Annotated in this window: 11 protein-coding genes and 1 pseudogene; 2 read left to right on the top strand and 10 right to left on the bottom strand. The window is 69.1% G+C overall.

What is annotated here, in order from left to right; translation table 11 throughout:
- The 9 genes and pseudogenes from D477_RS14555 to D477_RS14520 form a co-directional block, all read right to left on the bottom strand.
- Window positions 1–248 (bottom strand): annotated as a pseudogene (locus D477_RS14555) (hypothetical protein); the annotation flags it as partial.
- A gap of 14 nt (window positions 249–262) precedes the next feature.
- Window positions 263–391, bottom strand: a complete 129-nt coding sequence (locus D477_RS23585; protein ID WP_272943825.1) for a hypothetical protein — start codon at window positions 389–391, stop codon at window positions 263–265.
- Entirely contained in the window at window positions 388–966 is a 579-nt protein-coding gene (gene sigK, locus D477_RS14550) for an ECF RNA polymerase sigma factor SigK (RefSeq protein WP_005270728.1), read from the bottom strand. Before sigK ends, D477_RS23585 begins: the two co-directional genes overlap by 4 nt.
- 149 nt (window positions 967–1,115) lie before the next feature.
- Window positions 1,116–1,778, bottom strand: a complete 663-nt coding sequence (locus tag D477_RS14545) for a fasciclin domain-containing protein (protein WP_043847124.1) — start codon at window positions 1,776–1,778, stop codon at window positions 1,116–1,118.
- 195 nt (window positions 1,779–1,973) lie between these two features.
- Window positions 1,974–3,326 (bottom strand): DUF2254 domain-containing protein, encoded by a 1,353-nt coding sequence (locus tag D477_RS14540; protein WP_005270724.1) that lies wholly within the window; start codon window positions 3,324–3,326, stop codon window positions 1,974–1,976.
- Window positions 3,327–3,363: 37 nt separating this feature from the next.
- Entirely contained in the window at window positions 3,364–3,849 is a 486-nt protein-coding gene (locus D477_RS14535; protein ID WP_005270721.1) for a DUF4383 domain-containing protein, read from the bottom strand.
- A 41-nt stretch (window positions 3,850–3,890) separates the two neighbouring features.
- Entirely contained in the window at window positions 3,891–4,313 is a 423-nt protein-coding gene (locus D477_RS14530; RefSeq protein ID WP_005270718.1) for a PRC-barrel domain-containing protein, read from the bottom strand.
- Window positions 4,314–4,350: 37 nt separating this feature from the next.
- Window positions 4,351–4,854: a hypothetical protein gene (locus tag D477_RS14525; protein WP_005270716.1), complete on the bottom strand. Its 504-nt coding sequence runs from the start codon at window positions 4,852–4,854 to the stop codon at window positions 4,351–4,353.
- 199 nt (window positions 4,855–5,053) lie between these two features.
- Window positions 5,054–6,067: a LacI family DNA-binding transcriptional regulator gene (locus D477_RS14520; protein ID WP_005270710.1), complete on the bottom strand. Its 1,014-nt coding sequence runs from the start codon at window positions 6,065–6,067 to the stop codon at window positions 5,054–5,056.
- Between the two features lie 196 nt (window positions 6,068–6,263).
- Between D477_RS14520 and D477_RS14515 the strand changes: the two genes are divergently transcribed.
- Both D477_RS14515 and D477_RS14510 read left to right on the top strand, forming a co-directional pair.
- Window positions 6,264–7,367 carry a Gfo/Idh/MocA family oxidoreductase gene (locus tag D477_RS14515; RefSeq protein WP_005270707.1) on the top strand — a complete coding sequence of 368 codons (1,104 nt, stop codon included), beginning with the start codon at window positions 6,264–6,266 and terminating at the stop codon, window positions 7,365–7,367.
- Window positions 7,364–8,176: a TIM barrel protein gene (locus D477_RS14510; RefSeq protein WP_005270704.1), complete on the top strand. Its 813-nt coding sequence runs from the start codon at window positions 7,364–7,366 to the stop codon at window positions 8,174–8,176. The genes D477_RS14515 and D477_RS14510 overlap by 4 nt, the downstream gene beginning before the upstream one ends.
- Before the next feature lie 39 nt (window positions 8,177–8,215).
- Here the strand turns inward: D477_RS14510 and D477_RS14505 are convergent, their stop codons facing one another.
- Window positions 8,216–9,238, bottom strand: coding sequence for a Gfo/Idh/MocA family oxidoreductase (locus D477_RS14505; protein ID WP_005270702.1), 1,023 nt, complete (start codon window positions 9,236–9,238; stop codon window positions 8,216–8,218).
- Window positions 9,239–9,246 lie beyond the last annotated feature (8 nt).

Here is a 9,246-nt window from a genome sequence, read left to right as displayed (position 1 = left end):
CCCGGGCGATTCGCCGGCCGGGAACGGCTGCCGCGCCCGCCTAGTTCGGCGACTGAAGTACCCCTGTCCGCCGGAAGCTGAGCCGCCGCCCGGCCCTCGCCGTCGTACTTGGACCCGCCGCCGCTGACCACCCCGCCGTTGGTGACGACCGCCTCCGCCGGCAGTTGGCGGGTGTTGCGGATGGCCGCCATGACGTTGTCCTTCACGCGCTGCGGCGGACGCACCGGCTCCGCCCCGTACGCCAGCATTGCCGCCGTCGCGCTCAGCCCGCGGACCTCCTCGCGCGTCTGCTCGGACGCCAGCGCGTGCCGCTCGAGGCCTCGCGCTCGGGTTCCTCCAGGGCGTTCAGGGCGTAGGCGCCGGTCAGGATGTGCAGCTGCTCGTCCATCACGCCACTCCCAACTTGTCCCTGAGCCTGATCATGCCGTCGCGGATCCGCGTCTTCACCGTGCCCACGGGCACTTTGAGCAGGTTGGCCACTTCCTGCTGCGTGTAACCGCCATAGTAGGCCAGCCGGATTGCCTCCTGCTGCGCCTGCGTGAGGCTCTCCAGCGCCTTGAGCACCCGCTCGCCCTCAAGCTTCGCCTCCACGATGTCCTGCACGTCGTCGTAACTCTCCTGGAACTCCTTGATGCCCTGCCGCAGGTCCCGGTCCGCGCTGGCCTGGCTCGCCCGGATCCGGTCCACGGCGCGGCGGTGCGCGATCACCAGGATCCACGAGACGGCCCGGCCGCGGTCCGCGTCGAAGCGCGCCGCCTGCTGCCAGACCTCCACGAACACTTCCTGGGTGACTTCCTCGCTCTGCGCCGGATCCCGCACGACCCGCCGGATCAGGCCGAAAACCTGCGGCGACACCGCGTCGTACAGATCCTCGAACGCCGCCTCATCGCCCAGCGCTACCCGGCGGACCAGGTCCTCGTGGGTGGGCGGGAGCGGCGCGGCGGACCGCAGCCAAGGCAGGCGCATGGGGTCAAGACTCTCATGCCCGTCGGGCACAGCGCACCTCCGGATTTCAGAACGGGCGGATGGGCCGGGCCCCGGGCCAGACCAGGACCGGCCGGAGCCGGAGCGGCCGGATGCGGGTGGCTCCTCGACTCCGCACCCGGCCGCAGCCCCTACTCGGCCGGCATCAGCACCGAGTCGATCAGGTACACGGTCGCGTTGGCGGTCTGCACGCCGCCGCACACCACCGCAGCGTCGTTGACCATCAGCTCGTCGCCGCTGCCGGTCACCTCCACCATCCCGCCCTGCACCGTCTCCAGCTCGCCGGCCACCTCATCCGGCGCCAGCTGGCCGGGTACCACGTGGTAGGTCAGGATGCTGGTCAGCATGTCCGCGTCGGTCTTCAGCGCCTCGATGCTCTCCGCCGGCACCTCCTCAAAGGCCGAGTCCACGGGCGCGAACACGGTGAACTCGCCGCCGTTGAGCGTGTCCACCAGGTCGACGTCGGGATTCAGCTTCCCGGAGACCGCTGCGGTCAGCGTGGTCAGCAGCGGGTTGTTCGACGCCGCCGTCGCCACCGGATCCTGCGCCATGCCGGCAACCGACCCGGCACCGTCGGGCACCTGGGCGGCATAGTCCGCGCAGCCCGGGCCCACCAGGTTGGCGGCCGGGTCCATCTGCTCCCCGGTGGCCGGCGCTGACGTCTCCATGGGCGCTTCGGCCGCCGTCGTCTCCTCCGCCGCCCCGCCGGAACTGCCGGCGTCCGACCCGCAGGCCGTCAGCCCCAGCGCCGCCGCAGCCGCCAGGCCGATCATCGCTCTCATCCTCGTGTTCATGGTGGACCTCCTTCTCATCGGCAGCCGTCCGGGCCGCCGCCGGTCCCGCACCCTCGGGTGCAGGCTGTCCATCATGATTCGGAGCCGTCGCGCGGGTGGATTGGATTAGATCGCGGGTGGATTGGAGTAAACAACGACGGCGGCCGCGCGCCTTTCGCACGCAGCCGCCGGTTCAGGGCGATGGTTCGCCGCGGGCTACTGCGCACTGTCCCGCGGCCGGGCCGCGGTTTCGCAGGCCAGCTGCTCGAGGCTCCGCCGGTCCGCGTCGGAGTAGTCGGCGGCGTCCATGGCCTGGCGCAGCTGTGCCAGTTGGGCGGACAGCACCGGCCGGTACCTGCCCACATGGTCCAGCCAAGAGACCTCGCACAGCAACTGCAGCATCCGCGCCATCACCACCGGATCCTTGCTCCCGTAGAGCCGCGGCTGGCACAGCGCGAGGTCCAGCAGGCCGGCAAGCTGCGGCAGCGCCAGGATCACGCGCACCCTGCCCTCCGGATCAGTGACGGCGCGTGGCCCCGGGGCCCGTTCCACCAGCCGGCAGAGCAGGCTGGACAGGTGCCCCAGCGCGTGTGCCGCCGTGGTCGGATCATTGATGCCCGGCGAGAGCGCCCGTGAGGCCACATCGGCCAGCTGGCGGAATCCGAACCCGACATCCTGCACGCTGGTGCGCTCATAGCCGACCGTCACCGCTGCATTGATCTCCTTACCCAGCCTGGCAAGGACTTCCCCTTCCGGCGGTCCGCCCGGCTCCAGGCCCCAAACGGAGGCAAACGGCACGCCGCGGATGAGCGAAGTGCCCGGTTCGCGGTCGATCCGCACCACTGCCCCGGCCGAACGCGCCGCCTCCAGCAGGGCTGCTTCATCCACCGCGGTCAGGAAACCGGAGGCCTCTGCCTCAACCACAGCAGTGGCCGCCGGCGGACCCGGCAGCTCCGGCGGCTCCAGCAGCTCCGGCTGTCCCGGCGCATCCGGCGGGAAGACCACGTCGGCCGTTTCAACGGCCTCGGCGTGCACCCGGTGCATCATGGTCTCCACCCGCAGCTCGCGCGCCAAGTGGGCCAGGAACACCACCAGCCCCATGACGCTGGCAACCGCCAGCACGAAGGCAACGGTGACCGCTATTTCGGGAACGAAAGCACCGCCGTCGTCCTCCCCGGTCCGGATGCTCCGCAGCACCGTCAGCGCATAGGCGAACGTCGCCAGGAACAGCGCCAGGGTCAGATGGACCACCCGATCGCGGCTGAACGTGCGCAGCAGCCGGGGCGAGAACTGGCTGCTGGCCAGCTGCAGTGTCACCACCGTGAGCGAGAACGTCAGCGAGGTGACCGTGATCAGCGAGCCTGACACCGCCTGCAGGACGGAACGGGCCGCTTCCGGCCCGCCGCCGAACAGCCAGGCGGCGAGCGCCGCGGGCATGTGACCGTCCAGCGCGGCATCCAGCGGCGGCAGGACGGCGCCCAGTACAACCGCGAGCACCACGGCCAGCGCCGGCACTGGCCACAACTGGGTGCGCAGCGCGTCCTTGAGGCGTTGGCCGCGCCTGTTCACGCCGGCGTCCCCGAACCGTGCTGGGCTTCAGGCAGGCTCAGGCAGTGCCCGGATGGATCGCGCGCCGCGGGCGTCCGACCGTCTTGGTTCCGCGCACCAGCCCGAAGGCGAACAGCACCAGCCCCAGCACCAGGTGGAACCAGTTGTCGCCGACGCCGGCCGGCTCCCAGTACGGCGACGTGCCGCGTTCGTTCAGCAGCCCGTAGAGCGCCATCAGCCAGTTGACCACGGCCAGCACCAGCAGCGTGGTCTTGGCCGCCGCCACGCTCCGGGCGGCCCACCAGAGCACCGCCGCGAATACGAGCAGCAGGACGTTGTGCAGGATGGACACCGGCAGCACGCCCAGCAGCATGGCCTCGGACCGGTCGCCCATCAGCGCCAGCTGGCCGTAGTTGGCGGTGATTCCGGGGATGAACCCCAGCACCCCAATAATCAAAAGTACGACGGCGGCAACCCGGGACATGGTCTGCACCGGCGTGCGGTGCCTGGTTCCGTCCGTCCGGTCTGCTGTTGTCCTGTTCATGGCTTCTCCCTTCGTGGCGCGGCGGGGGCCGGCGCCGGCTCCTAGCGGAAGTACGGGTAGCCCGGATACATGTACCCGGCGGCCCAGTACGGCGTGTAGTTGTAGTGCCCGTACACCTCTTCCTGGTATTCGCGCTGGCTGATCAGGTCCGGATCGTAGGCCGGAGCTCCGGCAATGTGCTCGCGGGACTGGTCAACCGTGACTTCCTCGCCGCCCACCGCGGTGACGGCGTCCACCGGGATGAAGGCCTTGTCCTTGCCCAGGCCGAGGAAGCCGCCGGAGGCCACGATCAAGAACCGCACCTTGTCGTCGCCGGGATCAATCAGCAGGTCCTCGACTTTGCCGATGTCCTCGCCGCTGCGCGACTTCACGTCGCGGCCGCGGATGTCCTCATCCCCCAGCGCGATGGTCCTGCCGGTTTCGCCGAGCTTGACCAGTGTTGCCGTCTGATTGCTGTTGTCCATGCTGTCCTTTCCTGCAGCCCGGCATTCCGGCACTGCATCACTCGTTGGCCCGGACGTCGGCCTCCACCTCGGATGCCTTAATGTACGGCTCGTGGTCCCACGGGCCGAAGACGTTGTCGTCCAGCTCCCGGCCAAGGTCCTGCTCGACGAAGGGCAAGTCGAACACGGTGTGCGCGATGCCGCTCACCCGGATCGGCTGGCCGGGCTCCAAATCCGCCAGGTCGCCGTCGTAAATCACCAGCAAAGGCTCGGTTGGCTGCCCTTCCTCGGCCCGGATTGTAAAGGCGGTGGGGTCGACCACGGCGTCCACGCGCCCGCTGACCTTGACCGTTTGGCCCTCCAGCGAGTCCATCCTTTCGGTGAAATCCGGCCCGAAGGGGCCGTCGAACACCGGCGGGGCCACGGTTGCGGGAGCGGACGCCGGCGGGCCGGATCCGGACTGCGGATCAGGAGCGCAGCCGACCAGGACGCCTGCGAGCACCGCCCCGGCCAAGACCATCAGGCCTGTCCGGGCGGCCCGGGTGGCATCCTGGTGAACCAACTGTTACCGCTCCTTCCGCGCAGCCAATGGCAGCTGCGGATTGGTGCCCCTGCTCGTCCCCCGTTCTTCCACGGTAGGAACGCCTTAGGGAGAGGTCAACGGGTGTGACCGGATCGGAATGCCTGGCGGCGCAAGCGTTACGGCCGGCACACGGCTGCCCGTCCGCGGCTACCCGGTCCGCCTCGTCTCCGCTGCGGTTCTATGCGGGCCCCGTGGTCGAGCGGACAACCAAGCGCGGCTGCAGCACCAGTTCGCCGGGCTCCTCAGTTCGGATCCGTGCAGCGGCACAGCCCACGGCAGCTTCCGCGAGCCCTGCCGCATCTTGGCTCACTGTCGTGAGCCGGACGTGGTCGAGCCGGGCCAGCTGGCTGTCGTCGTAGCCGACCACCGAAAGATCATCCGGAACCTTCAGCCCCGCACGCCAGGAGGCCTCGAGGATCCCGAGCGCGCAGCGGTCGTTGAAAGCCAGGACGGCGGAGGGCTTGCGGTCGGCGAACAGCTTGCCCGCCGCAGCGATACCTTCGGCTTCGTGCGGACCGCCGGGGACTACCCGGATATACTCGGCCAAGCCGGCCCGCCGCATGCTCTCTTCGTAGCCGGCCCGCCGTTCGGCCGAGGCGACGGCGGACCCGCCGTCCACGTGGGCGATATCCCGGTGCCCGAGCGACAGCAGGTGCTCCACGGCGGTACGGATTCCTTCGGCGTCGTCGCTGCGCACGGCATCAACGCCCGGTACAGCTGCGGCGCTGAGCAGGCTGATCACGGGCACCTGCCGGGCGAGCACCGCCAGCGCTTCGGGCGTGGACGACGGAGAGATCATCAAGGCGGCCTCGACTCCGGCGTCGAGCAAGGTCTCCACCGCCCGGTCTTCCTGTCGTCGGCCGCCCACGGCGCTCAGCAAGACCTCAAAGCCGGCGTCCTCCGCGGCAGCGTAAATCGACTCGACAATGTCGCCGTGGAAGGGCTCGGCAACCATGAAGGTAATGCCCAGCAGACGCGTCCGGCTGCTCCGCAGAAGCCGCGCGCGGGAATCCGGGCGATAGCCGAGCTGCCGGGCCGTTTCGAGCACGCGTTCGCGGGTCGCGGGACTGGCTCCTGAAGCCCCGCGCATCACGATCGACGCTAGGGCGCGCGACACTCCGGCGGCGGCGGCGACGTCAGCCAGCGTCGGCCGGCGGCCCGCTTCCGTTCCGGTTTTCGGATCACGCTCCATCCGTCCTCGTCCCTCTCTCCAGTTGGCGCTGCTATTTTCTTCGTCCAGGCGCTGCGGTGCCCGATCCGTCCACCAGCAGGATACTAGATCGATCTAGACACGAGCATCCAACCTGTGCGACAGTTGTGGCACAGTCAACTAGATCGATCTAGAACAGGCGTGGCGGCATTAGTTTCCGCCCTACAGAGGAGAACCTATGGCGTACCTTGAGCGGCCCCCCGCGCAACCGGAGCCGGTCCGGCTGGCCCTGGCCGGCTGCGGCTGGATCGGTGCTTTCCACGCCGAGAGCGTGGCAAATCGCATCGCCGGAACCCGTTTGGAAGCCATCGCCGACCCGGCCCTCGACGCGGCCACTGCCTTGGCGGACCGGCTCGGCACCGCCAAAGTGACAGCGGAGGCTGCGGACCTGTGGCGTGACCCGGACATCGACGGCGTCATCATCGCCGCTCCGGCGCGCTTTCACGCATCGCTGATCACCGAGGCCGCGGCCGCCGGCAAGCACATATTCTGCGAAAAGCCGGCCGCCCGGTCCCTCGAAGAACTGGACGGCGCTCTTGCCGCGGTGGAGGCCGCCGGCGTCGAACTCCAGATCGGGTTCAACCGCCGCTTCGCAGCGGACTTTGCCGCCGCCAAACGCGTCGTCGAGGCCGGAGCGATCGGCGTACCCCGGCTGCTGCGCTCCCTCACCCGCGACCCGGGCACCGCCGAGGGCATCCCGCACGCCGGCCGGATCCCACCCGGAACGATCTTCCTCGAGACGCTCATCCATGACTTCGACACCCTCAACTGGTTCAACCAGGGCGCCGTGCCCCAGCAGGTCCATGTCATGGCCGACGCGCTGGTCGAGCCGGGCCTGAAGGACCAAGGTTTCCTCGACACCGCCGTCGCGACGATCCGCTACAGCAATGGTGCCATCGCCGTCGCCGAAGCCAACTTCAGTGCCCTATACGGCTACGACGTCCGCGGGGAGGTCTTCGGCTCTGCGGGTATGACTACGGCCGGGTCGCTGCAGGAAACAGCCGCCACTGTCTACACCGAGCAAGGTTTTGGCGGCGGGACTCCGCGGTTGAACGTCGAACTCTTCCACGACGCGTACACTGCGGAACTCGCACACTTCGCCGACGTCATACGCCACCGCCGGGATGGCACTCCCGCGCCGGAACCCGCCGCACCGGGCGGCGCCGACGCGCGCACAGCCCTCGCCGTCGCCCTGGCCTGCATCCGGTCCGTCGAGACGGGCGCCCCGGTGAACGTGGCCGATATCCTGCCCTCCGGCGTCCTTCCGGAGGCTGCCCGATGAGCGCGCAGGGCGGAACGGTGGCAGACCAGAACGCGGGCGGCATCCGCCTGGCTGTCTGCGCGGAAATGGTCTACCTGGACCTGCCCATCGAGGAACGGGTCCGCCGCATCGCCGAGGCCGGCTTCGACGTCGAACTCTGGGACACCCGCAGGCATGACATTGGCAAGCTCACGGCCACGGGCGCCACCTTCTCCTCCATGACCGGCTATTGCGCGGGCAGCCTCATCGACCCGGACAGCTCCGCCGATGTCCTCCGCACCGCAGCCGAGCTCATTCCGACGGCCCTGGAACTGGGAGCCGGCCGCATGGTGGTCCATCCCTCCGAACTGATCGACGGGCAGGCTGCGCGCCCCGCCTACCGGGCCACCGGAACGATGTGGGTCACCGGGCTGAGGACCCTGGAAAAGCTCGGTGAACTCGGCGCGAAGCATGGTGTCGTGTTCGCCCTCGAAAACCTCAACACCGTCGTGGACCACCCCGGCATTCCGCTGGCCCGGGCTAAGGACACTCTCGCTCTAGTCGAGGCCGTCGACCACCCGAATGTGAAACTGATGCTGGACCTTTACCACGCGCAGATCGGCGAGGGAAACCTGATTGAACTGCTCCGCCACGCGTTGCCGCACATCGGCGAGATCCAAGTGGCGGATGTGCCCGGCCGTTGCGAACCGGGGACCGGTGAGATCAATTACCCCGCCATCGCCCGGGCGCTGGCGGACCTGGGCTACCGCGGCACAGTCGGCCTGGAAGCTTGGGCCGAGTCGGACTCCGGGCTTGCCCTGAAGCGCTTCCGTGAAGCCTTCACAGCCTGACCATCCGGGGACAGCCGGGCGGCCGGGCGGCCGGGCAGATCAGAGCTCCACTTTGACCGGAACGCCCGTCTCCAGGGACAGCTGGGCGGCGTCCGCGACCTTGGACGCCGCCACCGCGTCCTCGGGCGTGCAGGGATTCTCCCGCTCCCCCTGGATAAGCTCCAGGAACGCCAGCATCTCGGCGCGGTAGGCGGCATCGAACCGCTCGGCGAACGTCTTGTGGGCCCCGCCATGGGGGAACGACACGCCAACCTCGGTGGACCGCAGAGCAGCCTTGTCGTCCAGCCCCACCATCACCGAGGACTTCGACCCCTGGATCTCCAGCCGCACGTCGTGCCCGGCGCCGTTGTAGCGGGTGGCGGATACGGTGCCGACCGTACCGTCGTCGAAAGTAACGACGGCGAGCGCCGTGTCCACGTCTCCTGTCTCGCCGATCGCTGGATCACCGTTGTTGGAGCCGCGGGCGTAGACCTCCACGATCTCCCGGCCGGTCAGCCACCGCAGGATGTCGAAATCGTGCACCGAGCAGTCGCGGAAGAGCCCGCCCGAGGTGGCGAGGAATTCGACCGGCGGCGGGAACATGTCCCCTGTGACGGCGCGCAGGGAGTGGATCCAGCCGAGCTCCCCCGCATCGAAGCTGCGCTTGGCCTCCAGGTAGCCGGCGTCGAAGCGCCGCTGGTGTCCGATCTGGACCACCCCGCCGCCTTCACGGATATAGTCCAGCACCGGCAGCGAATCGGCCACGTTCCCGGCGACCGGCTTCTCGCAGAAGACCGGCACGCCAGCGTCCACTCCGGCGCGGATCAGCTCGGGATGGGTCTGTGTGCCGGTGGCGACCACCATGCCGTCGACACCCCCGTCGAGCATCACGTCGACCGACGGCACAAACTCGGCGCCCAGCGAATCGGACACCGAGCGTGCATACTCTGCCGCTACGTCGGTAACGAGCAGGCGGAGTTGGATGTCGCGCTCTTCCAGCCCGGGCTTCAAGGCCATGATGTTGTGCGCGTGCATGCTGCCGATCCGGCCGACGCCGACGAGGCCCAGGGTCAGGTGCTTCATGGATTCCT

This window comes from Arthrobacter crystallopoietes BAB-32, assembly GCF_000328305.2.
Taxonomy (GTDB): Bacteria; Actinomycetota; Actinomycetes; order Actinomycetales; family Micrococcaceae; genus Crystallibacter; species Crystallibacter crystallopoietes_A.
The sequence above is the reverse complement of the archived record's forward strand: the minus strand, read 5'-3'. Positions and strand labels throughout refer to the sequence as shown.